Source organism: Streptomyces sp. AA4 (genome assembly GCF_000158875.1).
Taxonomy (GTDB): domain Bacteria; phylum Actinomycetota; class Actinomycetes; order Mycobacteriales; family Pseudonocardiaceae; genus Amycolatopsis.
This window is the reverse complement of record NZ_GG657746.1, coordinates 7,794,676-7,818,775: the sequence shown is the minus strand read 5'-3', so window position 1 is coordinate 7,818,775 and position 24,100 is coordinate 7,794,676. Positions and strand designations below refer to the sequence as shown.

Annotated in this window: 22 protein-coding genes; 10 read left to right on the top strand and 12 right to left on the bottom strand. The window is 69.3% G+C overall.

Annotation, left to right across the window (positions count from 1 at the left end):
• Window positions 1-12: 12 nt before the first annotated feature.
• Window positions 13-888, top strand: a complete 876-nt coding sequence (locus tag SSMG_RS35660) for a metal ABC transporter permease (RefSeq protein WP_009084229.1) — start codon at window positions 13-15, stop codon at window positions 886-888.
• Window positions 889-918: 30 nt separating this feature from the next.
• Here SSMG_RS35660 and SSMG_RS35655 read toward each other — a convergent pair whose 3' ends face one another.
• Entirely contained in the window at window positions 919-1,674 is a 756-nt protein-coding gene (locus tag SSMG_RS35655; protein ID WP_009084228.1) for a DeoR/GlpR family DNA-binding transcription regulator, read from the bottom strand.
• Window positions 1,675-1,720: 46 nt separating this feature from the next.
• Between SSMG_RS35655 and SSMG_RS35650 the strand changes: the two genes are divergently transcribed.
• On the top strand, window positions 1,721-2,101 hold the full coding sequence (locus SSMG_RS35650; protein WP_234392781.1) for a DUF4406 domain-containing protein: 381 nt from the start codon (window positions 1,721-1,723) through the stop codon (window positions 2,099-2,101).
• Between the two features lie 4 nt (window positions 2,102-2,105).
• Window positions 2,106-2,246 carry a leucine zipper domain-containing protein gene (locus SSMG_RS45735; protein WP_107487938.1) on the top strand — a complete coding sequence of 47 codons (141 nt, stop codon included), beginning with the start codon at window positions 2,106-2,108 and terminating at the stop codon, window positions 2,244-2,246.
• Window positions 2,247-2,499: 253 nt separating this feature from the next.
• Here SSMG_RS45735 and SSMG_RS35645 read toward each other — a convergent pair whose 3' ends face one another.
• The 4 genes from SSMG_RS35645 to SSMG_RS35630 are packed head-to-tail and all read right to left on the bottom strand — an operon-like array spanning window position 2,500 to window position 7,629.
• Window positions 2,500-3,816, bottom strand: coding sequence for a hypothetical protein (locus tag SSMG_RS35645; RefSeq protein ID WP_009084226.1), 1,317 nt, complete (start codon window positions 3,814-3,816; stop codon window positions 2,500-2,502).
• Between the two features lie 53 nt (window positions 3,817-3,869).
• Window positions 3,870-5,093, bottom strand: a complete 1,224-nt coding sequence (locus SSMG_RS35640) for a DUF445 domain-containing protein (RefSeq protein ID WP_009084225.1) — start codon at window positions 5,091-5,093, stop codon at window positions 3,870-3,872.
• A 47-nt stretch (window positions 5,094-5,140) separates the two neighbouring features.
• On the bottom strand, window positions 5,141-6,355 hold the full coding sequence (locus SSMG_RS35635; RefSeq protein WP_037715929.1) for a DUF445 domain-containing protein: 1,215 nt from the start codon (window positions 6,353-6,355) through the stop codon (window positions 5,141-5,143).
• A 44-nt stretch (window positions 6,356-6,399) separates the two neighbouring features.
• Window positions 6,400-7,629, bottom strand: coding sequence for a DUF445 family protein (locus SSMG_RS35630; protein ID WP_009084223.1), 1,230 nt, complete (start codon window positions 7,627-7,629; stop codon window positions 6,400-6,402).
• Window positions 7,630-7,758: 129 nt separating this feature from the next.
• On the opposite strand from SSMG_RS35630, the gene SSMG_RS42745 reads away from it, so the two are divergent.
• Window positions 7,759-9,660 (top strand): hypothetical protein, encoded by a 1,902-nt coding sequence (locus SSMG_RS42745; RefSeq protein WP_009084222.1) that lies wholly within the window; start codon window positions 7,759-7,761, stop codon window positions 9,658-9,660.
• A gap of 635 nt (window positions 9,661-10,295) precedes the next feature.
• Here the strand turns inward: SSMG_RS42745 and SSMG_RS35615 are convergent.
• From SSMG_RS35615 to SSMG_RS35600, 4 genes are all read right to left on the bottom strand, one after another.
• Window positions 10,296-11,735, bottom strand: coding sequence for an FGGY-family carbohydrate kinase (locus tag SSMG_RS35615; RefSeq protein ID WP_009084221.1), 1,440 nt, complete (start codon window positions 11,733-11,735; stop codon window positions 10,296-10,298).
• The gene (locus SSMG_RS35610; protein ID WP_050788355.1) at window positions 11,732-13,063 is read right to left on the bottom strand and encodes an MFS transporter; all 1,332 of its coding nucleotides are present in this window, start codon (window positions 13,061-13,063) and stop codon (window positions 11,732-11,734) included. The genes SSMG_RS35615 and SSMG_RS35610 overlap by 4 nt, the downstream gene beginning before the upstream one ends.
• 76 nt (window positions 13,064-13,139) lie before the next feature.
• Window positions 13,140-13,934, bottom strand: coding sequence for a DeoR/GlpR family DNA-binding transcription regulator (locus SSMG_RS35605; protein WP_009084219.1), 795 nt, complete (start codon window positions 13,932-13,934; stop codon window positions 13,140-13,142).
• A 7-nt stretch (window positions 13,935-13,941) separates the two neighbouring features.
• Complete coding sequence (locus SSMG_RS35600) at window positions 13,942-14,553, bottom strand: histidine phosphatase family protein (RefSeq protein ID WP_009084218.1); 612 nt, start codon at window positions 14,551-14,553, stop codon at window positions 13,942-13,944.
• Between the two features lie 101 nt (window positions 14,554-14,654).
• Between SSMG_RS35600 and SSMG_RS35595 the strand changes: the two genes are divergently transcribed.
• The 6 genes from SSMG_RS35595 to SSMG_RS35570 are packed head-to-tail and all read left to right on the top strand — an operon-like array spanning window position 14,655 to window position 20,672.
• Window positions 14,655-15,338: an HAD family phosphatase gene (locus SSMG_RS35595; RefSeq protein WP_009084217.1), complete on the top strand. Its 684-nt coding sequence runs from the start codon at window positions 14,655-14,657 to the stop codon at window positions 15,336-15,338.
• A 3-nt stretch (window positions 15,339-15,341) separates the two neighbouring features.
• Window positions 15,342-17,027, top strand: coding sequence for a dihydroxyacetone kinase family protein (locus tag SSMG_RS35590; protein WP_009084216.1), 1,686 nt, complete (start codon window positions 15,342-15,344; stop codon window positions 17,025-17,027).
• Window positions 17,027-17,482 carry a ribose-5-phosphate isomerase gene (locus SSMG_RS35585; protein ID WP_037715926.1) on the top strand — a complete coding sequence of 152 codons (456 nt, stop codon included), beginning with the start codon at window positions 17,027-17,029 and terminating at the stop codon, window positions 17,480-17,482. Before SSMG_RS35590 ends, SSMG_RS35585 begins: the two co-directional genes overlap by 1 nt.
• Window positions 17,483-17,535: 53 nt before the next feature.
• On the top strand, window positions 17,536-18,576 hold the full coding sequence (locus tag SSMG_RS35580; RefSeq protein ID WP_009084214.1) for a 2-hydroxyacid dehydrogenase: 1,041 nt from the start codon (window positions 17,536-17,538) through the stop codon (window positions 18,574-18,576).
• Entirely contained in the window at window positions 18,573-20,021 is a 1,449-nt protein-coding gene (locus SSMG_RS35575; protein ID WP_009084213.1) for an FGGY-family carbohydrate kinase, read from the top strand. Before SSMG_RS35580 ends, SSMG_RS35575 begins: the two co-directional genes overlap by 4 nt.
• Entirely contained in the window at window positions 20,022-20,672 is a 651-nt protein-coding gene (locus SSMG_RS35570) for a class II aldolase/adducin family protein (protein ID WP_009084212.1), read from the top strand. It abuts the gene before it with no gap.
• A gap of 80 nt (window positions 20,673-20,752) precedes the next feature.
• Here the strand turns inward: SSMG_RS35570 and SSMG_RS35565 are convergent, their stop codons facing one another.
• The 3 genes from SSMG_RS35565 to SSMG_RS35555 all read right to left on the bottom strand — a co-directional run bounded on the left by SSMG_RS35565 (window position 20,753) and on the right by SSMG_RS35555 (window position 24,068).
• A complete protein-coding gene (locus tag SSMG_RS35565; protein WP_009084210.1) occupies window positions 20,753-21,118 on the bottom strand; it encodes a hypothetical protein in 366 nt (121 codons plus the stop codon).
• Between the two features lie 64 nt (window positions 21,119-21,182).
• Window positions 21,183-22,616 (bottom strand): MBOAT family protein, encoded by a 1,434-nt coding sequence (locus tag SSMG_RS35560; protein ID WP_009084208.1) that lies wholly within the window; start codon window positions 22,614-22,616, stop codon window positions 21,183-21,185.
• Window positions 22,617-23,396: 780 nt separating this feature from the next.
• Window positions 23,397-24,068 carry a TetR/AcrR family transcriptional regulator gene (locus tag SSMG_RS35555; RefSeq protein WP_009084207.1) on the bottom strand — a complete coding sequence of 224 codons (672 nt, stop codon included), beginning with the start codon at window positions 24,066-24,068 and terminating at the stop codon, window positions 23,397-23,399.
• Window positions 24,069-24,100: the final 32 nt, after the last annotated feature.

Sequence of the window (24,100 nt, the reverse complement as noted above, 5' to 3'; positions counted from 1 at the left end):
GCCTTGGACGGCATGTTCGACTTCGCCAAGACGTGGGAGCTGATCGCGGAACTGGACAGCGTCCGCATCGCCCTGATCGCGGCCGCGGTGCTCGGCTTGCTGGCCGGCGTGCTCGGCCCGCTGATCGTGATGCGCCGCATGTCCTTCGCTGTGCACGGCACGTCCGAACTGGCCTTCACCGGAGCGGCCGGTGCGCTGCTGCTGGGCGTCGGAGTGGAATACGGCGCACTCGCCGGCGCCGTTGCCGCCGCGCTGCTGCTGGGAATCCTGGGAATCCGCGACGCCGACCGCGATTCGGTGATCGGCGTGATCCTGTCCTTCGGGCTGGGCATGGGCGTCCTGCTGCTGTCGTTCTACAAAGGACGGTCAGCCAACAAATTCGGCATTTTGACCGGCCAGATCATCACGGTGGACAGCACGAACCTGACCGCCTTGGCGATCTCCGCCGCGGTGGTCCTGGCGGTGCTGGCACTGATTTATCGCCCGCTGCTGTTCGCCAGCGTCGACCGCGCGGTGGCCGAGGCGCGCGGGGTTCCGGTCAAGTCGTTGACGGTGCTGTTTTCCCTGCTGGTCGGGGTCGCGACGGCGCTGAGCGTGCAGGTGGTCGGGTCACTGCTGGTGGTCGCCCTGATGGTGACGCCCGCCGCGGCCGCCGCCCGGGTCACGGCGAGCCCACTGCGCGCGACGGTGCTGTCGGTGGTCTTCGCGGAAGTCGCCGCACTGGGCGGAATCGTGCTGTCGCTGGCCCCGGGATTGCCGGTGAGCGCGTTCGTGACTTCGATTTCGTTCTTGATTTATCTGGTGTGCCGCGTGATCGCGTGGGTCCGCGACCGTCGGCGCGGGGTGCGGACGAGCCCGGCGGAAGTGGCTGCGGTTCCGGTCGGCTAGTTGTTGCCGGCCATGGCGTTGTTGAGGCGGTCAGTCGGCGTGGATGAGGTTGACGCCGGCCTTGGTCAGTTCCTGTGAGGTCGCGTCGTTCTCCGGCGTGTCGGTGATGACGCCGGCGACGGCGTCGAGCGGGAGGACGGGGTAGCGGGAGGCAGTGCCGATCTTCTCGTCGCTGCCGAGGACGTACGTTTCCGCGGCGCGGGACGCGAGGGCGCGTTTCATCGCGGCTTCTTCGGCATCGCCGGTGGTCAGGCCCGCGGTGGCGTGGATGCCGGTCACGCCGAGGAAGAACAGGTCCGCGCTGATCCGGTTCGCGGCTTCGACCGCGGCGGCCCCGCAGGCGACGGCGGAGTGCTTGAACAGTTGCCCGCCGATCAGGAAGACCTCGGCCTCGTGGTCCAGGAGGGCGGCGGCGATGGTGGGGCTGTGGGTGATGATCGTGCCGCGGAACCTCTTCGGGAGCGCGTCGGCCACCGCGAGCGTCGTGGTTCCGCCGTCCAGGATCACGGTGGCTCCCGGCTCGATCAGCGCGACGGCCGCCGCGGCGACCCGCCGCTTGCTCTCCGGCGCGACGGACGCTCGCGCGGCGTAATCGGCCACGGCCGGCGATGCGGGGAGCGCGCCGCCGTAGACGCGGACGGCCAGGCCTTGGGCGTCGAGTTCGCGCAGGTCCCGGCGGATGCTGTCCTCGGACAGGCCCAGTTCGGCGGCGATCTCCTTCGCGACGATGCGCCCCTCGGTGCGCAGTCGTTCGAGGAGCAGGTCTTTGCGTGCCGCAGCGAGCATCGCAATCCTTCCTGTTGTTGCACGTTTCTGCTGTATTGTGCCGGGTATGAGCAAGCCTATGCTGATTCTGATCGCCGGCCCCTACGCATCCGGGACGGGCGGCGACCCCGAGCTGATGGCGCGGAACCTCAAGCGCCTGGAGGAAGCCGCCTGGCCCGTCTTCCAAGCCGGCCACGTGCCCATGATCGGCGAGTGGGTCGCCCTGCCCGTGCTGAAAAGCGCCGGAGCCAGCGGGCCGGCCGACCCGCTGGCCGCCGAGGTGATGTACCCGACCGCCGAGCGGCTGCTCCAGCACTGCGACGCCGTGCTGCGCCTTCCCGGCGACTCCCGCGGCGCGGACCAGGACGTCGCGATCGCACAGGGCCGCGGCCTCCCGGTGTACTACTCGCTCAACGAGATCCCGAACGCAGCCACGTCAGCCCGGTGACCGGATGGCGACGGCCGAGACGGGCATCGACCGCGCGACCGCCGCTGAGCGGGTGAACCGCTACAAGCAATTCGGCGATCTCGGGCTCGTCGACCGCTCCTCCGCGCCTGCACACCAGCCGACGGCTGCGCCAGGGGGTTCGTGAAGCGGATCGAAGCGATGCGGCGCGAACACAAACGGTCAGCCTCGCATTCGAGCTCCACCAGGACGGTACCCCGGTCAGCCGCCGCACGATCACGCCGCTATTGGCGCAACTCGGCCTCAGCCGGCGGAAGTTCATCGATCCGAACGGCGAGACGAACCGGGAGCCGCAGAAGAGTTCCTCTATGCCCGCACGTAGCTCTTAGAGCAGGTTCGGCGACGCCGTCACGTGTCAGCAACGTCCTGACCTCATACAGCTAGCGGATCGGATGCTGCGCCAGCGCCGTCTTCACCGCCGAGATGAACCCTTCGTCGGTAAACGGCACCAGCCCGCCAGCGACATTCCGCTCCACCGCCTGCAGCACCACCACGTGCGAGTTCACGAACAGATCCACCGCCTGCGACTGCGGCGTCTTGTCCGTCGAATACGCCAAATACGTGAGATTCGTGAACGCCGCCTCCAGGTACCGCGACGACGCCAGGCTGAACGAGTCGCCGTAGACCAGCGTCGGCTGGTCGACCGTGCCGACGATCGGCGCGGTCGAGCGGTGCACTGGCTGGTCGATGCTGCCGACGAATTCGCCCGCGCGGTCGGTGACGCCGTCCGGGCGCAGGTCGTAGCGGGTGTTCGACTTGACGCCGGTCTGGCCGAGCAGCAGCGGCAGGTCCGCGACCGCGTCGTATTGGCCGTCCGGGGCGCTCTTCCAGGTGGCCGTCGCGCCCGGTTTGATCGTCTCGGCGAGGGCGCGGGTCAGGACGAGACCGCCTTCGTCGCGCCAGTGCGTGTCGTTGGGGGCGTAGATCGGGTGGCCGACGCGGGCCGCTTCCGCCGCCAGCTGCGGGCGCAGGTCCAGCGAGTGGCCTTCGGTGGTGATCTTGTACCAGTCGTTCGGCGAGGCGGCCTGCGAACATTCCTTGCCCGGGTAGCTCGCGGGCAGGAACTGCGGCACCATCGTCGTCTTGTCCGGCGTCACCACGAACACGAACTTGCGGCCGGACGCCTCGACCGCCGCGCGCAGTTCGTCGATCCGCTTCATCGTCGTGTCGATGTCCTGGGCCGGCGTGCACTTCGCCTCGGAGTCGTAGCCGTAGTACAGCCAGCCGTCCGAACCCTGCACCACCTTGCGGTATCCGGCCTGGCTCGAACCCGGTCCGCTCGGCACGGACGGGCCAGTGTTCGGCGCGCCCGGCTGCTGCAGCGGCGGGGCCGGGATCGGGCCGCTGCTCGACGCGGAACCCTGGTCGAGCGGTGCGGCCTCGCCGAAGACGCCCTCGCTGATCCCGTTCGCCGCGTTGATCGCGCCCGCCCGGAACGACAGCTGATCCGTCGCCCATTTGGGCAGGTTCGTGAAGAACCCGAACCCCTCGCCGAGGCTGGGGAAGCCGGCGAGCTTGTGGTTTTCGATCTCGCTCGGCCGGACCCCGACGACCCACAGCAGGGTCGGCGTCGCGAAGAACACCAGGGCGCTGACCAGCGCGGTCAGCTGCCGTTTGCCGTGCCGCGGGCGATGCAGCGCGTGCTCGCGGGGCAGGTAGGCCTCGTGGACTGCGGGCAGCTGCGGTGGCTCGGACACGGCACTGAGATTAGCCAGTTCGAGTGAGCCCGGCGCGAACAACCGCCGAAAAGTCAGCCGAGCATGAGGAGGACTTGCAATTCGCCGACGACGAACCCGATCACGCCGCCGACCGCGATCAGCGTCCATTCGTCCTGCCGGAACGCCGGCCGCAGCAATCCCTCGAACTCCAGCGGCGTCAGCGCGAGCATCCGCTGCTCCACGATCTTCGCGACGTCCATCGCCTCGGTCAGGTACCCCTCGGCGTAGCGCGCGGTCAACGGCAGTTCGGCCAGCGCCCGCTGCGCCGCGGCGTGCTTCATCTCCTGCAGCCGCTGCGTCCCGACGGCGAGCGCGACCACCGGTTTCGCGGCGCTGACCTGCGCGTCCACCGCGTGTCCGACCGCGCGTTCGACCATCGCCACGAGCCGGTCCGACTTCGGGCCGCGCAGCAGGGCGTCGAGCAGATTCGGGACGGTCAGCACCTCGTTGGCCACCAGTTCGCCGTACTGCCGGGCGACCTCGGCGCGCCGCCGCTGGAACTTGCCCTGCAGGATGACCCGGCCCAGCCGCACCGGTTCGCGCGGCAGGAAGATCATCTTGATCGCGAGCCAGTCGGTGAACAGCCCGATCGCGCCGCCGAAGATCGGCAGCACCAGCGGCTGGCGGGTCAGCGCCCACACCAGAACCTGGACCAGGCCGAGGACGAAGCCGAAGACGATCCCGGCGCGCGCGATGAACGTCATCTCCGGCCGGGACGTTTCGCGGATCAGCCGCACCAGCAGCGCGCGGTCGCGGGTGAGCCGCTCGACGGTCATGTGCCGGACGTCGAGGACCTCGTCCAGGTTGTCGCGGACCTCGTCCAGGAAGTCCCGCACCAGCTGCGGCGCGCTGGCCTGCACCTGTTTGATCAGCAGTTCCTGGGCGAGCGTGGGCAGGACCTCCCACAGCCGAGGATGATGCTGTTCGAGCACGTCGCGGGCGATGCCGTCGACCGCGCGCAGCAGCGGCTGCTCGAGTTCCCGGGTGATGATCGCCGGGTCGACGCGGGCGAAGACCTCCTTGATGTCGAGCAGGTTCGCGGTGAGCAGGTCGGTCGCGATCGCGGCCATCCGCCCGCCGTGCTTCGGCACCACGCCCTGCCACCCGAGGAACGGCCGGATGCCGATGAATTCGAGCGGGCGGAACATCATCTCGATCGCGACGCGTTTGGTGACGTAGCCGATCAGCGCGGCGACGAACGGCATGGAGACATACACCGGCCAGTGCCGCGCGAGATCGTCCAGCACCGCGTCCACCGGGCCTCCCTCCCCGTTCCGGAAGGAAACCGTATCGCGCGCGCGTCCTAACCGAGGAGCAGCAACGCCTGCAGCTCCCCGACGAGCCCGCCGATCACCGCGCCGACCGCGATCAGCTTCCATTCGTCCTGCCGGAACGCGGGCCGCAGCAGCTGCTCGAATTCGAGCGGGCTGAGCCGGCGCATCCGGTCCACGATCGTGTTGCGGACGTCGAGCGCGTTGATCGCGTACGTCTCCGCGTGCCGGATGGTGTCCGGCACCCGCTCGGCGGCTTTCGCGGCGGCGGCCTGCTTCATCTCCTGGAAGCGTTTCGTGCCCACCGCGATCGCGACGAACGGCTTCACGACGCTCGCCTGCGCGTCGATCGTCTTCTGCACCTCGCGGGTGATCATCGAGAACAGCCGGTCCGATTTGGGCCCGCGCAGCACGGCTTCGAGCAGATTCGGCACGGTGATGATCTCGCGCGCGATCATGTCGCCGTAGTCGGCGGCCACCTCGTCGCGGCGCTTCTGGAACACGCCCTGCCAGTTGTAGAAGCCGAAGAACCGTTTCGGCTCACGCGGCAGGAAGATCATTTTGAGCGCGAGCCAGTCGGTCAGCCAGCCGATTCCGAGCCCGAACAGCGGCAGCACGATCGGCGACTTCGTCAGCGCCCAGACCAGCAGCTGCACGCAGCCGAGAATGAACCCGAACCAGATGCCCGAGCGGGCGATGAACCGCATTTCCGGACGTGAGATGTCGCGGATCAGCCGATTCAGCAAAGCCTTGTCGCGCACCAGGTTCGTGACGACCATGTGCTTGAGGTCGAGCACGTCCTCGATGTTCTGGGAAATCTCGCGCATGATCTTCGTGATCGCCCTCGGCGCCTCGGCCTGCACGCGTTTCAGCAGCAGTTGCTGCGCGCCGGACGGCAGCATTTCCCACAGCCGCGGCTGATAGGTCTCCATCACCTCGCGGGTGACGTCCTCGACCACGCGCAGCAGCGGTTGCTCGATCTCCTTCGCGACCTGCTCCGGGTCGAGCCGGGCGAAGATCTCCCTCGGATCGACGAGGTTGGTGGTGAGCATGTCGGTCGCGGTCGTCGCCATCCGCTCGGCGTTCGCGGGCAGCACGCCCTGCCAGCCGAGGAACGGCCGGATGCCGACGAATTCGAGCGGGCGGAACATCATCTCGATGGCGACGCGCTTGGTGACGTAGCCGATCAGCGCCGCGATGAACGGCATGGAGACGTACACCGGCCAGTGCTCGGCGAAAGTGTGCACGCGCGTCCCCTCCGTGTTGCCTACGGAACGGTAACCCGCGCGCGTCAGTGGAGGAGGAGCAGCACCTGCAGTTCGCCGACCAGCCCGCCGATCACCGCGCCGACCGCGATCAGTTTCCATTCGTCCTGTTTGAACGCCGGGCGGAGAATGCCCTCGAACTCGAGCGGGGTCAGCTGCTGCATCTTGTCGACGATGGTGTTGCGGACGTCGAGCGCGTCGGTCGCGTAACTCTCGACGTGCTTGACGGTTTCCGGCAGGTACGCGATGGCCTTCTCCGCGGCCGCCTGTTTCATCTGCTGGTACTCGCGCCCGCCGACCGCGAGCGCGACCAGCGGTTTGGCGAGGCCGGCCTGCGCGTCGACGGTCCGCTGGACCTCCCGTGTGACGAGTGCGAACAGCTTGTCCGCACGCGGCCCGGTCAGCACGGCTTCCAGCACGTTCCCCGCGGTGAGGACCTCCTCCGCGATCAACGCGCCGTAGTCCGCGGCGACCTGCGCGCGGCGTTTCTGGAACATGCCCTGCCAGGTGAAGAACAGGAACCGGCGCGGCTGACGCGGGTAGAAGATCATTTTGAGCGCGAGCCAGTCCGTGACGAAGCCCGTGACGAAACCGAAGATCGGCATGATCACCGGTTGTTTCGTGAGCGCCCACGCGACGAGCTGGACGAGCCCGATCACGAATCCGAAGCCGATCCCGCTGCGCGCGATGAACCGGAATTCGGGCGCGGCGACCTCGCGGATCAGCCGGCAGGTGAGCGATTTGTCCCGGACCATGGCGTTGATCAGCATGTCGTTGACGTCGAGGACTTCGTCCACATTCGACGCCACCTCCCGCATCAGCCGCTTCACGACCGCGGGCGCCTGCGCGCGGACGCGGTCCACCAGCAGTTGCTGCGCGCGGGCGGGCAGCAACTCCCACAACCGCGGCTGGTAGGTCTCGAAGACTTCGCGGGTGACCTCGTCGACCGCTTTCAGCAGCGGTTCTTCCAGCTGCGCGACCATTTCCTCCGGATCGAGCCGGGCGAACACCTCGCGCGGGTCGAGGAGATTCTTGGTGAGCAGGTCGACCGCGGTGGTAGCCATCCGCCGCGAGTTGGCCGGGATGACGCCCTGCCAGCCGAGGAACGGCCGGAGGCCGCGGAACTCGAGCGGCCGGAACATCATCTCGATCGCGACGCGTTTGGTCAGGTAGCCGATCAGCGCCGCGATGAACGGCATGGTCGCGTACACGTGCCAGTGCGCGGCCAGGTCGGCGGCGACGGCTGAAAGGTCCATGCTTTGCCCCGTTCGCCCGCGCGGTACGTCGAGGAGACAGGATGCCATGCGTGACGTCGGGTTTCGCGCTTCGTAATACAGCCGTTTGGCGGTACGTGCCGGAGGTGCCCCGCTCACTAAGGTGGCCCGATGGTCGCGCCCGAGAAGCCGCAGCACCCCGCCTTTGCTGTTACCCGGAAGGGATACGACCCGCATCAGGTCGACGCCCGCATCGCCCAGCTGACCAGCGAACTCAAGACGACCTCCCACGGCCGCGACGAGGCGGTGGCCACCGCGGGCGAACTCACGAAGGCCCTGACGACCGCCCAGGCGGAACTGTCTGAAGCGAAGGCCGCGCTGGTCCGGGTCACTTCGAGCCCGGCGGGTGCCGGTGCGATCTCCGAACGCGTGCGGATGATGGTGCAGCTGGCCGAGGAGGAGATCGCCGACCTCCGCCGCTCCGCGGAAGCAGACGCGTCTTCGACCCGCGCCGAAGCGGACCGCTACGCCCACGAAACCCAACGGGCAGCGGACAAAGCGGCCAAAGAAGCAGAAGCGGAACGTCAGCGCCTGCTCGCGGAGACCCACGCCGATTTGGCCGCGCGCTCGGAAGCCCTGGACGCCCGCGTCGCGGCGGCGGAGCAGGATTTGGCCGCGCGACAGGCGGACCTGGAGTCCCGGATCGCTGCTGCAGAAGCGGACATCGCTACCCGTACCGCCGCCGCGGACGAGGAGATCGCGACCCGCCTAGCGGACCTCGAAGCGCGGATCAAGGCAGGCAACGAAGACATCGCCGCGCGCACGGCTGCCGCCGACGCAGACATCGCGACCCGGACGGCTGCGGCCAACGAGGACATCGCGACGCGCACTGCGGCGGCTAACGAGGACATCGCCACTCGCACTGCGGCGGCTAACGAAGACATCGCCACCCGGACGGCTGCGGCGGATGCGGAGATCGCCACTCGCCTGGCCGCGGCCGAAGAGGACATCGCCACGCGCACGGCTGCCGCCGACGAGGACATCGCCACGCGCACGGCTGCCGCCGACGAGGACATCGCCACTCGCACTGCGGCGGCTAACGAAGACATCACCACCCGCACTGCGGCAGCCGATGCCGAGATCGCCGCCCGCACCGAAGCCGCCGACCGCGCCCGAGCCGAGGCGGACCAGGCTGCCGCAGCGGCCCGCGCCGAGGCCGATCAGGCCGCCCTGACCGCCCGCACCCAGGCCGACGAAGCCGCCGCCGAGGCCCGAGCCAAGGCAGACGCGGAGTCCCAGCACGCCCGCCTAGCCGCCGACGCCGAAGCCCGCCGCATCCGCGACGAGAAGGACGCCGAAGCCCTCCGCGTCCGCACCGAAGCCGACGAAGCCGCCGCCCGAGCCCGCGCGGAGGCAGACGCCGCAGCCGAAGCCGCCCGCCGAGCCGCCGACGAGGAATCCGCCCGACTCCGAGCCGAAACCGACGCCGCCGCGGAAGCAGCCGCCGCCGAGGTCCGCGCCGAAGCCGACCGTCGAGCGTCGGAAGAGATCGCCATCAAGAAGGCACAAGCGGAAACCGCCCTCGCCGACGCCCTCCAGAAGCAATCCGAAGCCACCGAATCGCGCACCCTGGCCCTGGACCTGCGCACCAAGGTCGCCGACCGGATCGCCGCGACCAACGAGGCCGTCCAGGAGGCATTGCGCTTCCTCGGTTCGCAGGAAGAGGAAGCCGTCGCTGCATCTGCGCAAGCTTCCGCTTCGGATGGCGGGCCTTCCGGAGCTACTACTTCTCCGGCTGACGCACCTTCGCGGCCGTCAACTCCCTCGCCGACTGACACTGCTTCGAAGGCTTCTTCTCCCTCGCCGACCGGCACCGCTTCGCAGCCTTCGTTTCCGTCACCGACCAACGCCGATTTGGCAACGGGCTCATCCGCACCTGCCTTGCCTCAGCCGACCCCGCGCCCGGCCGCGTCCACTTCGGACTCGCAATCATCCGCCGACCCCAAGCAAACCGCGAAGCCTCCGCACGGCAGCAACGGCAACGGCCGCCGCCCCCGCGCAGGTCGCTCCTAACCGCCACACCTCCGACGGCTCCCGGCTCGCCTGAACCAGTCAGGGCGACCGGTTGATGCTGCACCCGCGGGCGGGGTCTGCGCGTCTTGCGCGGCGCGGACCGCCTGGGGCTGCTGCACCTCCGACCGCTCCCGCCTGGTTCGTCTTAGCCGGTCAGGACCACCGGCTGATGCTGCTACACCCATGGGAGGGCGCGCCTCTTGCCGGGCGCGGACTGTCTAGTGCTGGTGCATCCGCGGGTGGGGTCTGCGCCTTTGCCCGGTCGCGGTCCGGTGCTGCTGCACCCGCAGGCCAAGTCCACGCCTCCTGTCCAGGCGCGGAACGAACTCAGGGCATCAACACCCCAGCCGGATCCTGCCCGACGCCGGGTCAAGCAGGCGCATCAACGGCCCGCCGGACGTGGACTTGCCGCAGCCGGGGCACCGGACTCCTCAGCCTCGGGTCCCACCGGGTCGCGACCGCCCTGGCGGCACTCACCGTCGGCCCGCAAGAATTCTGGCTCGGCGATGGCGTAGCTGAGGCGTCAGCGACCTGCGAGGGTTCCTGTCAGCGGAGTTCGGAGCCCGCAGCGCTATCCCGGCGTCCGTGGCTCACAGCGTGCGGTTCGCGCGTAACAGTCAAGGTTGCCAGTCGCATCACCCCGCCGCCACGGTGAACAGTTCGTCGTCAATCCAGCCGCGATCCCGCAATTCGCGGCAGAACCGTTGGTACGAAGCCAGCATCGCCGCCTCCTCGCGGGGTTCCGGCTCGACGAGCGACCCCACCGGCATCTCCTGGCACACCGCGCTCAGGCCGCCCGGCGTGCATCCCGCTGCCGCGAGCAGGGCCGCGCCGTATCCCGTTTCCGCTTGCGGGGCCACCTGGAGCCCCAGCCCGGTCACGGTCGCCCGGATCCGGGTCCACAAAGGACTCTTGCTGCCGCCGCCCGCCGCGAGGAGCGGCTCGTGGACCGAAATGCCCAGCCGTCGCAGGTGGTCTAAGGCGAGTCGCTCCAGGAAGGCGACTCCCTCCAGCCGGGCCCGGTGCAGCTCGACCTCGTCGGAGGGGGTGCCGAGGACGAAACCTTCCGCATCGCCGTGGGCGAACGGGAAGCGTTCTCCCTTGCGGCGCAAGGGGAAAGCCACCACTGCGGCCGGGCCACGGGCACCGGCGGCGGCATCCAGCTCGGCCAGCCGTGGACTGTCCGAAACGGACTCCCCGCCGGTATTCGAAGCGCCGCCGGGCAACCACCATCCGTCTGGATGCCGGTGGCTGTACATGACCCCGGTGGGATCCGGCACCAGCGATTCGGTGACGCCCTTCAGGACATACGTGGTCCCGAGAATCCCGACGAACCGCCCCGGTTCCACGGCACCCGCGGCCAGTTGTCCGGCGCACCCGTCGGTCATGCCTGCCACCACAAGGCATCCGGCAGGCAATCCGGCGGTCGGCACGGAGATCTCGCCGAGCACGCTCGTCGGCGCGACCACCTGCGGCAGCATTCCCTCCGGCACCCCCAATCCGGCGAACACCTCGGACGGCCATTCCTCAGCCAGCGGGTCGTAACCGCTTTTGAGGGCGTGCGACCAATCCGCCGCGACCGGATGTCCGGTGAGTTTCGCCGCGATCATCTCCGGCGTGTGCCGGACGGCGACCGCCTCGGTGTGCTCGGCCAGCCAGGCGATCCGGCCGAGCGCCGCGGTCGGCGAGACGCCTGAACCCAGCTTCTGCCACCGTGCGGCACCGAGTTCCGCGGCTTTCGCGTTGTAGTCCGCGCCGCGCCGGTCGTCGTACATCAACGCGGGCGTCACCGGTTCGCCCGCGGCATCGACGCCGACGATCGTTCCGGACGTCGCCGCGATCGCCACCGCCGAGACTTCCGCGCCGCGCCCGGGCAACGCGGCAGTGACCTCGTTCAGCACCGAACCGACCGCGGGCCACCACGCCGACGGATCCTGTTCGCTGCGGCCGCCGTCCGCGCGCACCGGCGCCGGCAGCGACGCCGATGCGGTGGCGAGGACCGAGCCGCCGCGCACCGCGAAGGCGCGAACCCCCGCGGTGGCGACGTCGATGCCGACCGAGACCTGCTCGTTCACGCCGTGCTGACCCTCTCTTCGACATCCTGCAAACTGCCGTCGCTCGCCAGTGCTTTCTCGGTTTCCTCAGGCAGCTTCAGGAACCGCACCAGCACCGCGGCCACCAGGTACAGCGCGGCGAAGATGATGACCACCCCGGCGGCACCGGCCGGCCCGAGGAACAGCGACACGATCGCCGGTCCGACAAAGGCTGCCGCTCCCGCGCCCAGGTTCAGCAAAGCCATCGCGCCGCCCTTGTGCTCCGGGGCCAGCGACGGCAGCAGCGCGGAGATCGGCACGAATCCGGCCAGCGTCGCGCCGTAGAGCGCGCCGACGATCAGCGCGAGCCAGTAATACTGCGAGCCCATCGCGACCGGCACGAAGTACAGCAGCAGGATCGAGATCGCGCAGCCGATCGCGCCGAACCAGAAAATCGTGGTGCGCCAGCCGATCCGGTCGCTCAGCACGCCGAAGATCAGGTTGAAGAAGATGTTCGTCCCGTAGATCACCGACACGAGCAGCAGCCAGCGGCTCTCCCCGAACCCGATCTGGGAGATGAAGATCGTCGGGAAGAACACGAGCATGCCGAATTCGGGCGCGGTGTTGATGATCCGCACGATCATGCCGACGCCGACCCGCGGCTTCTTCCACGCGATCGACACGCTGGAAACCAGGCTCTGCACCGGTTTCACGTCCGGCGGCGCGAGCCTGCGGTATCCCGTGCGCTGCCGGACGCCGAGCACCGCCACGAGACCGCCGACGCCGAGCAGCACGACCGCCACCCACAGCGTGCCGTAGTGGCCGAACAGCGGGTTGGTGAAGCTCGCGACGAGCGCGCCGAGCGTGGGCAGGCCGCCGGTGAAAGCGAAGTAGAACCAGCCGACCGCCGCGCCGAGCCGGGCGACCGGGGCCACCGCGGTGATCCACACCAGGAATCCGAACGCGAACATCGGATAGCCGAATCCGCGGATGCCGTAGCAGATCAGCATCGCCGGGTAGTTCCCGCCGGCGAGGCCGAGCGTCAGGAACAGCGCGTCGAACACCAGCCAGATGACCAGGCCGATCATCATCACCCGGCGCGGCCCCCACAGTTCGGAAAGCGCGCCCGACAGCCAGGACGCCAGCATCACCGCGACGCCGTACACGGTGATCACGTACGACGCCTTGATTTCCGTGCCCGCGCCGTTGTCCGCCATGTACGGCGCGATGAAACCGGACTCCACTCCGTCGCCGATCATGAACAGGAGCAGTCCGACATACCCGAGGAACAGGGGTGCGGGCAGCCCCCATTTCGTGAGCAAGCGCCCGAAGCCCGTCTTGGGCAACTCCGCTGTTGCCGACTCGTTCATACACGCCTCCATGACGTCGAGATCGAACGTATCATGGCTCGTGTGAACTTCGCACGCAAGAGTGTTATTAAGTCGATCAGTTGTCGGGATCTTCGGCGACCTGGACTTCGACCCGGCTGCGCATCTCGTCGACGTAGTGCGGATCTGCGCCCTCGTCCACGATCAGCAGGTCGTAGTCGTCCAGCGGCGCGAGCCGGTGCAGTGCCGTTCGCTTCATCTTGCTGTGGTCCATCAGCAGCACCTTGTGCCGCGCGGCGGCCAGCATGGCCCGTTTGATCATCACGATCTCGGGTTCCTGGTGGAAGCTCATCGACGTGCTCATCGCCGAGGTGGACACGAACGCGATGTCCACTGAGAGCCGTTCGATCGACTCGATGCTCTGCATGCCGAGGAACGAATCGTGGGTGGGCGAGTAGTCGCCGCCGATGCAGATCAGGCGCAGTTCGTGCACGTTCTTGAGCACGTCGATCGCGGCGAGGTAGTTCGTGGCCACGGTCAGCGGCGTCACGTCGACCAGGAGCCGGGCCAGCGCGAGAGCGCTCGTCGAGTCGTCGAGCAGCACCGACATGCCCGGTTCGACCTGCTCGACCGCGTGCATCGCGATCACCCGTTTGGCGTCCACGTGCGCGTTCATCCGGTACTCGGCGTTGCTCTCGAACACGGTCGACGGCATCGCCGAGACGCCGCCGCGGTACTTCCGGACCAGGCCGCGCCGGGACAGTTCGTCGATGTCCCGGTGCACCGTCATCATGCTGACGCCGAGCAGGTCGACCAGTTCGCCGATGGTCGCCGAACCCTGCCGGAACACGTGCTCGGTCAGCTTCTGCTGACGGTTCTCGCGGGGGTGGGCGGCAGGCTTTTCGGTCGACATGCCGTGATTATCGCGGTTCCACTGGGAGGTTGAAGCGCACCAGGGCCGTTCGGTCACCGCTCACCTCCAGTTCGGTGACGGCCGCGTTGTCCAGCCGCGGAAACACGGTGCGGTAGCGGGAGAGCGGGATGCCGAGCAGCTGGCAGAGCGTGAGCCGCAGCAGCGTGTTGTGCGCGACGACCAGCGCGGTTCCGCTGGTCGCGGCGGCAATCGACCGGATCGCGCGAGCCCCGCGCTCGGCCGCCTCGGCCGGGTCGTCAGCTCCGGGAAACGCCCCGGCGATCGGATCGGCGAGGAAGCGTTCGACCGCCTCGGGATCGGTCTGCCGGACCTCGTCGCGGGTGCGACCCTCGGCGATCCCGAAGTAGGTTTCCCGCAGGTCGGTGACGATTTCCGGGACCAGTCCAACTGCCTGTGCCGTCGGTTCGATCGTGCGCCGGGCGCGTCGTTGCGGCGAACAGAACAGCGCGTCCGGTTTCACCCGGCGGGCGTACGCGGCCAGCGCCTCCGCCTGGCGGACCCCCTCCTCGGTCAGCGCTACCTCGCTGGTGCCCGCGTAGCGGTTCTCCGCGTGCCATTCGGTCTGCCCGTGCCTGGCCAGCAGCAGCCGTGCGCCCACTCGTGCCCTCCTTGTGTGAACACCCTTGCGAACTTCTCATCGTCGCTGTTAACTTAACATTGCTCGTGTGAAACGGGCTCGTCTCTGAAGGGATCTGGTGGATGACGCTCGACGCGGTGGTGTTCGACCTCGACGGTGTCCTGGTGGAAAGTGAACACCTCTGGGAGGAGAACTGGGTCGCTTTCGCCGCTCGCCACCAGGTCGAGTGGACGGCGGAGGACACGGCCTCGGTGCAAGGCATGAGCGCGCCCGAATGGGCGGGCTATCTCGCCCGCCGCTGCGGGGTGCCGGACCAGGCGGCCGAGGTGGAACGCGCGGTGGTCGACGGCATGATCGCCTCGATCGACGCGGGCGAAGCGCCCTTGCTTCCCGGCGCGGGCGAGATGGTGCGCGAGGTCAGCGAGCGGGTCCCGGTCGCGCTCGCGTCGTCGGCGGCCCGCCGGGTGATCGACGCGGTGCTCGAAAAGCACCAGCTCACCGGCGAGTTCACCGCGACGGTGTCCAGCGCCGAGGTCGCGCGGGGCAAACCGAACCCGGACGTGTACCTGGAGGCGGCGGCCCGGCTCGGCAAATCGGGCAGCGAATGCCTCGGGGTCGAGGACTCCAGCAACGGCATCCGGGCGGCGGCCGCGGCCGGGCTCACCGTGATCGCGCTGCCCAACCCGACGTACCCGCCGAAGCCGGACGCGCTGGAGCTGGCCAGCGCGGTGGCCGAGAGCAACGACGACGTCCGACTGAAGCTCCTGGCCTACCTGGCCGGCGAGCCGGTGGCTGCGAAGGACTGAACCATGACCACCTTGGGTTCCCCGGACACGTTCAAGCGGCAGTGGCTGGACGGGTTCGTCACCGCGTACGGCCGCACCGTCCAGAAGGTGCCGGACGCCTATGGCGTCGTCCGCCGCGAGGCTCCGGCGAGCCCGAAGGTCGCGGTCGTGATCGGCGGCGGATGCGGGCACTATCCGGCGTTCGCGGGTCTCGTCGGCCCTGGTCTTGCGGACGGCGCGGTGGTCGGCGACGTGTTCACGAGCCCGAGCGCCGAGCAGGTCTACCGCACGGCGCGGGCGGCGGACCACGGAGCCGGCGTGCTCTTCGGGTTCGGCAACTACCAGGGCGACGTGCTCCACTTCGGACTCGCCGCCCGCAGGCTGGCGGCGGAGGGCATTCCAAGCCGCACCATCCTGGTCACCGACGACATCGCGAGCGGCCCGGCGACCGAACCGGAGCGCCGCCGCGGCGTGGCGGGCGACTTCCTGGTCTTCAAGATCGCCGGTGCGGCGGCGGAGCGCGGCTACAGTCTCGACGCGGTGCACGAGGTCGCGGCGAAAGCGAACGCTCGCACGCGGACGTTCGGCGTCGCCTTCGGCGGCTGCACGCTGCCCGGGGCGGACTCTCCGCTGTTCACGGTCGCGGACCAGGAAATGGAGCTGGGCCTCGGAATCCACGGCGAACCGGGCGTGCGCACGGTGGGCCGGCTGTCCGCGGCGGAGCTGGCCGACGAACTGGTCGACGGTCTCCTGCCGGAGCTGCCGGAGGGGGACGGCCGCGTGGTCGTGCTGGTGAACGGGCTCGGCCGCACCAAATACGAGGAAATGTTCGTCACCTACCCCCGCGTGCACGAACGGCTGGCCCAGGCCGGGCTCAGTCCGGTGCATTCCGAGGTCGGGGAGTTCGTCACCTCCCTCGACATGGCCGGGGTCTCGCTGTCGATCCTGGTGTTGGACGACGAATTGGCCGAGTTGTACGCCGCGCCGTGCGACACCCCGGGCTATCGCACCAAGGGCGCCGAGCTGGCTACCGTCGCGCTTGAGTCCACAGTGGACGAATTGCTGACCGAGGAGGCTCCGGGGACCAGCGTGGTCGACCGGGTGCTCACCGCGGCGTTGCGCAGCATCGAGGAAAACGAAGCCGAGCTGGGCAGGCTCGACGCGGTGGCCGCGGACGGCGACCACGGGCTCGGCATGACCCGCGGGATGCGCGCCGCCGTCGCCGCCGCGCGGCGAGAGCCGGACACGGTTTCCGGTGCGCTGCTGGCTGCCGGTACCGCGTTCGCGGATGCGGCTGGCGGTGCCTCGGGCGCGCTGTACGGCGTGCTGCTGGCGGAAACCGGTGCCGGGCTGAGCGGGGTGGCGGCCGAGGACATCACCACGGCGATGCTTGCCGACGCGGTCGACGGTGCGGTTCGCGCGTTCTGCGAGCTGGGCAAGGCCGAACTGGGCGACAAGACGATGCTCGACGCGATCGAGCCGTTCCGGGCCACGCTGCGGGAGCAGGCGGGCTCGGAAGTAGTGCAGGCATGGCGGAAAGCCGCTGGAGCCGCAGTCGTGGCCGCGCAGGAGACCGCGCGGTTGCGTCCGGCGAAGGGGCGCGCGGCGCGGCTCGCGCAACGGAGCGAGGGTCATCCAGACCCGGGTGCGGTGTCGTTCTCGCTGCTGGTCACGGCTGTCGGCGAGGAGCTGGAAAGGAGCGCGGACTGATGCGCATCGTGGTGGCGGCGGACAACGCCGGGGTCGAACTGAAGAATCAGCTGCGCGACCTGCTGCGGGCCGACGAACGAGTCACCGAGGTGACCGATCTCGGCGTGCCCGACGCGGCGGACGACCGGGCGTACCCGTTGCTGGGGCTGGCCGCGGCGGAAGCGATCGCGCGCGGCGAGGCGGACCGGGGCGTCCTGGTCTGCGGCACCGGCATCGGCATGGCGATCTCGGCGAACAAGGTGCCCGGCGTGCGGGCGACGGTCGCGCACGATTCGTACTCCGCCGAGCGGTCGATCAAATCGAACGACTGCCAGGTGATCACCTTCGGAGCGCGTGCGATCGGTCCCGAGGTGGCGAAGAAGATCGTCGCCGAATGGGTCGGCTACCGCTTCGACCCGGCGTCGGCCAGCGCGACCAAGGTCGCGCACATCACCGAATACGAGAACGCCCACTGACCAAGGCGTCCGTCGGGGCGCACAATCGGCACAGAGCGAGTGAGGGAGCAGAGTTGCACATTCTCGCTGCGGGAGACCACTTCGTCAGCCCCGGCCTGCTGGCCGGAGCCGTCCGCGCGGAACTCGGCGGCGACCACGAGGTCGCCGAGCTGACGCTGCCGTGGCCGGTCGAGCCGTTCGGGCCGGTCGGCAACGTGCTGGAGGCCAGCGGCACCGAGGACCAGGTGATCGAGGCACTCGCCGGTGCCGAGGCCGTCGTCACGCAGATGGCTCCGTTCACCAAGAAGGTCTTCGCCGCCGCGCCGCAGCTCAAGCTCGTGTCGGTGTGCCGCGGCGGGCCGGTGAACGTCGACCTCGCCGCCGCCACCGAGGCCGGAGTCGCCGTCACGTACGCGCCGGGACGCAACGCGGGCGCGGCGGCCGAGTTCGCGGTCGGCATGATCCTCGCCGCGATGCGGCGGATCTCGACTTCCTCGGCCGAACTGCTCGCCGGCACCTGGCGCGGCGACTACTACGCCTACGACCAGGCCGGGCTGGAGCTGGGCGGTACCACGGTCGGGCTCGTCGGGTACGGCGCGATCGGGTCCCGGGTCACCAAGGTGCTCGTCGCGTTCGGGGCGAACGTCCTGGTAGCCGACCCGTACGCCGACCGTGCCGCGGTAGAAGCCGATGGCGCGCAGCTCGTCGAGTTGGACGAGCTGCTCCGGCAGAGCCGCGTCGTGAGCCTGCACGCGCGGCTCACCGAAGAAACGCGGCACCTCATCGACGCGGGCAAACTCGCCCTGCTGCCGGAGGGCGCGGTCCTCGTGAACACCGCTCGCGGCGGGTTGCTCGACTACGCGCCGCTGCCCGAAGCCCTGCGTTCCGGTCGGCTCGGCGCGCTCGCCCTCGATGTCTACGACGTCGAGCCGCCGCCGGCGGACTGGGCGCTGCGCGACGCGCCCAACGTGATCGCGACTCCGCATCTCGCCGGCGCGAGCAAGCAGACGGCCGAGCGGGCGGCCACGATCGTCGCCGCGGAAGTCGGCCGGTACGCGCGCGGCGAGCAGCTGGCCAACCTCGCGAATCCCGAGGTGCTGGAGCGACGGCCGTGATTGTCGGGGTCGACATCGGGACGTCGCTCACCAAGGCCGTGGTGTTCGACGAGGACGGCAGCTCCATCGCGAGCGCGTGCACGCCGTCCGAGGTGCACCACCTTCCGGGCGGCCGGGTCGAGCAGGATCTCGACCAGGTCGTCGGCACGGTCGCGACGGTCGTGCGCGAGGTCGCGGCCGCGCTGCCCGAGCCGGTGTCCGCGTTGGCGTTGACCGGACAGGGCGACGGGCTCTGGCTCCGCGACGAGGCAGGCAATGCGGTGCACCCGGCCATTTCCTGGCTCGACGGCCGGGCGAACACGGTGCTCGCGAAATGGCAGGCCGACGGCGTGACCGCGGAAGTGTTCCGCCGCACCGGTTCCGGCATGTTCCCCGGCTGCACCGCGGCCATCATGTCCTATTTGGACACCCAGGAGCCCGAGGTGCTGGACCGCGCCGCGGTCGCCGGATACTGCGTGGACGCGGTGCTGCAGCGGCTCACCGGCGAGATCACGGTCGACGTTTCGGACGCGTCGCTGCCGTTCCTGAACCCGGCCACCCGCAGCTACGACGACGGCGCGATCGAGGCCTGCGGACTGGGCCATCGCCGGTCGCTCTTCGCGAAACCAGCTCCGGCGAAGTCGGTGTTCCGGCTCGACCGGCGCGGGGCCGAATTGCTCGGCTTGCCGGTCGGATTGCCAGTCACCGCAGGACCTTTCGACCTGCCGGCCAGCGCGATCGGCGCTGGGGTACGGAAACCCGGCGACGGCATCCTCACCGCTGGGACCACGCTCGCCTGTCAGGTGCTCACCTCCGACCCGACGTTCGATCCCGAAGCGGAACCGGCGGGCATGTTCCTGTGCACGCCCGACGAGAACGAGTACCTGCACGCGATGCCCGCGATGGTCGGCACCGCCGGGATCGACTGGGTCTGCGAACTGCTGGGCATCAGCGTGGAGCAAATCGACCCGCTGCTGGCGAGCAGCAAACCCGGCGCTCGCGGGGTACGCGCGTTGCCCTTCCTGTCGGTGTCGGGCGAACGCGCGCCCTTCGTCGACGCCGGAGCACGCGCACAGTTTTCTGGGCTGAGCTTGGAAACCGGAAGGGCCGACCTGGTCCGGGCGCTGTGCGAGTCGATCGCTTACGCCGCACGGCATTGCTTCGAAGCAGCCGGTCTGTCGGGCCAGCTCTACGCCTGCGGCGGCGGAGTCCGCTCGCCCGAATGGCTGCAGATTTTCGCCGATGTGCTCGGCCGTCCGGTCGTGATCCCGAGCGATCCCGGCGTCGGCGCCCGCGGTGCCGTGCTGACCGCCGCGGACGCACTGGGCACACCGTACGATCGGGACCGCTGGGCCGCGAACTCGCGAACGGTCGAGGCCCGGCCCGAGAATGTCGCTGGCTACGAGCGCGGTTACGCCGACTACCAGGCTTCCCTGTCTGCCGCGCGCGGACTGTGGAGGCTGTGAATGATCCTGGAAAACGAGCGTGCCGCAGTGTGCGAGTACGCCCGCCGCCTGACCGCGGACGGCTTGGTCGTCGGCACGTCCGGCAACGTGTCCGCGCGGTCCGGTGACCTGGTCGCCGTAACGCCCACCGGGGTCGACTACGCCGCCCTCACGCCCGCCGACATCCCCGTGGTGGACCTCGAAGGCAAGCTCGCGGACGGTGCTTTGAAACCGACGAGCGAACTCCCGATGCACCTGGCCGTGTACACCCGGGCGACCGATCCGGAGTCCGCGCCGGTGAACGCGGTGGTGCACACGCATTCGGTGCACGCCACCGCAGTGTCCACTTTGGTCACGGAAGTCCCGCCGATCCACTACATGCTCGCGGCGATCGGTCCGACGGCTCGGGTAGCGCCGTACGCGACCTACGGCACGACCGAGCTTGCCGACGCGATGCTGAAAGCCCTGGAAGCCCGCCGAGGCTGCCTCCTGGCCAACCACGGCACGATCACCTATGGCGACTCGTTGTCGAGCGCGTATAGCCGGGCGCAGCAGTTGGAGTGGGTCTGCCAGGTGTGGCTGGCGGCTCGGTCCGCCGGTACTCCGGCTCTGCTGGCGCCCGAGGAAATCGAGCACGTGGTGGAGAAGCTGAAGGGATACGGCCAGCGCTGACTGATTAAGACGGGCTTGGCGGATACCGAGGCTGTGGCGGTACCGAGGTGGGGCAACTGTTCCTCAGCTTGGGGTGCGGCTTACGGCAGCGGTACGAGCGCCCCCATGCCCGCCCGGGCGAACTGGGTCGCCAGGCGTTGCGGCAGCGGGTTCGGGTACAGAATGATCGACGCGAACGGCGACGGCGTGTACCCGGCCCCGCCGTTGCTCTGCAGGTGCACGCTGACATGGACGTTGCGGTCCGCGGGAATCTCGAACGACACCGCACCCCAGGAAACGACGTACTGCCGACCGTCGATGCCCGCGAACGGGATGTACGCGCCGGCGTGGAAAATGTGCGTGGAAATGTCGATCGTGAGCAACCGCCGAGGCCCGTCGTGCGGGTCGACGTACGGGATCACGTTCGGGGTGGAAGCCAGACGTGGCGGCGCGGTCGGTTCGGTCATCGTTCCGGGCCTTCCGTTCGGCAACGGGCGAAGCTTACCTGTCGCGTGTTCCGGCTGAACTTGATCAGAACTGGTAGTACAGGAACGGGCTGAAAGTCCCCGTGGCCACCAGGATCGCCGCGTACACCAGTCCCACCGTCATGACGCCGATGCGCAGTGCGGTCGCTCCGCGGCTTCGCGACGATTCCAGCAGCGGGCCGGTCACCGGGTGCGCCGGGAGGATGAACACGATCAGCGCCAGCAGCAGGATCACCATCCGCTGGTTCGTCAGCGCGCTTTCCACGACGTCGCCGAGGCCGCCGAAGTCCGGGATCAGCATGTGGCCGATCATCGACAAGGCGTGGCCGAGATCGGCGGCGCGGAAGAAGACCCAGCCGAACACGACGAGGATCAGCGTCAGCAACCGGCGGGCGATGCGGGCGACCGGGCCGGCCGGGGCGTCGCCGAGCTGGAAGCGGCGTTCGATGACCAGCAGCGCGCCGTGGTAGCAGCCCCAGATCAGGAACGTCCATTGCGCGCCGTGCCAGAAACCCGTCAGCACGAAGACGATCGACAGGTTCCGATAGGTCTTGCCCGCGCCGGAACGGTTGCCGCCCAGCGGGATGTAGACGTAGTCGCGGAACCAGCGGGACAGCGACATGTGCCAGCGCCGCCAGAATTCCGTGATCGTCACCGACGAGTACGGGCGGGCGAAGTTCTCCGGCAGCCGGAAACCGAGCATGCGGCCGAGGCCGATCGCCATGTCCGAGTAGCCGGAGAAGTCGAAGAACAACTGCAGGGTGTAGCCGATCGCGCCGAGCCAGGCCGTCGTGAACGTCATCTGGTTCGCCGGGGTCGAGAAGCACGCCTCGACCATCGGGCTAAGCGAGTCGGCGATGATCGACTTCTTGCACAGGCCCAGCGCGAACCTCGGGAAGCCCGCGGCGATGTCGTCCAGCCGGTGCGAACGCCGCTGCGGAAGCTGGTCGGCGATCTCCCGGTAGCGCACGATGGGACCCGCCACCAGCTGCGGGAACATCGCGATGTACGCGGCGAACGACACCGGGTTGCGCAGCGCGTGCCGCTCGCCGCGGTAGATGTCCACCACGTACGAGATGTGGTGGAAGGTGTAGAAGGAAATGCCGATGGGCACCACGATGTTCGCGACGCCCAGGTCCCCGCCGAACCAATGCGCGACGGCCGCGATCTGCTGCGTCGCGAACCCGGCGTACTTCCAGATGACGAGCACGAGGACGTCGAGCGTGATGACGCCGATCAGGATCCGCTTCCGGCGCGTGCCGCGCACGTCCCACGGACTCGGCTCCAGCGCCGGTCCGGCCAGGAAGTTCACCGCCATGCAGAGCAGCAGCAGGAACAGGTACGGCCCGGCGCCGATCGTGTAGAACAGCAGGCTCGCGACCGCGACGATGCCGTTGCGCCAGCTGCGCGGGCACGCCAGGACCGCGATCAGCACCGCGGGCATGAAGTACCACAAGAACAGCGGCGAAACGAACGACATCGGTGACGGACCCCCTCGGTTCCGGAGGAGACCTTAGCCCGAGCGGGTGGCTCCGCGGGGCGATGCCCGACGGATCACAGCACGAATCACCGAGGGTGACGGATTTGGGCGGATTTCGCCCCTCGCGGCGGGAAGCGGCCCGGGGAGGCTGCGCCGCGGCCGGGAGCCGAGGGAAGCCGACGGGTGGGGGCGGCGATCAGGGAGCGGCCGGTTGGGGTGGCTCGGCGGGGGAGCAGTGGCGTGCGATGTGGCGGCGCGAGGGGCAGAGGGTGGCGCGGCTTAGCGGAAGGGCGGTGGGCTTGTGATGCGGCGGCGGGAGGTTCAGGCGGCTAGCGGGAACGTTGTAGGAGTCGGACTTGGCGGCCCGCGGGACTTCGATGGGGGCGGCCGAGCGGAACGGCGGGCGGTGCGCGAGGCGACGGCGCGAGGGCAGTAGGTGAGCGGCTGCGCAAGAAAGTCATGGCATGCGCTGCGGCAGCGCGAAGGGCGGGAGTTGGCGCGGCGGGGCGGTGGCCGTGCAGGAGCGGCGACGGGTTGGGGCGGAAGGGCGGTGGCCGTGCGGATGGGGCGGCGGGTTTGGGCTCACGCGTGCGAGAGGCCGGAAGGAAGGGCGGGCCATCCGGCCGTGGCGGGGCAGTTACGGCAGCTGAGCGGTAGCCACGCGAGACGGCAGCGCGAGGTGCGCGAGCCAGAAGACCCGAGAGGCCTGAGCAGAAGACGCGAGAGTCGTGAGCCAGAAGAGAGGCGCGAACCAGAAGCGAAGCAAGCGTTCCGGCAACCTCAATCGGTGATCCGGTCCAGCCACTCGCCCATCAACGCCTTCTCCGCCGCACTCAACCCCGAGACCTGTGGCAGCACCGCGCGCAAAGCCGTCGCCGCCGCGGCCGGGCCCGGGGTTCGCGAAACCGGCCGATCCGTGCTGATCGCTGCGAGCACCGCTTCCCGGGCCGCGGTCGAGACTGTCAGGTCGCGGGAATCCGGGGGCGTCGAGATCAGGCTCAACGTCGTCCCGGAGCCGGCGGCGTGGATCAGAGCCGCGGCGAGGGGTTCCGGCACCCGGAGCCGTCCGGCCGATGCGACGCGGCTGACTCGTGCCGCGAGGATTTCCAGGGCCTTTTCCAACGCGGGCGAACGGCCGGGCCGGGTCGTCATCAGCAGGTACAGCGCGGGGTTGGCCAGGCCGAGCTCCAGGTGCTGATCCCAGCCCCGCCGCAGGTCGTCCAACGGGTCCGCGGCGGGCGGCTCCGCGGTTTTCGCCGCCAGGTAATCGGCGTAGCCCTGGACGGTGATCGCGTCGAGCAGACCGTCCTTGTCTCCGAAAAGGCGATAAATCGTCGGCGGCTGGACGCCCGCCGCCGAGCTCACCGCGCGGGTCGACACCGCGTCCGGGCCGCCGCTGGTCAGCAGGTCCAGGGCCGCCGTGATGATGCGGGTGCGGGCGTCGTCGGGCATGTTATCGACGATAACAGGCCGGTGCTTCCACC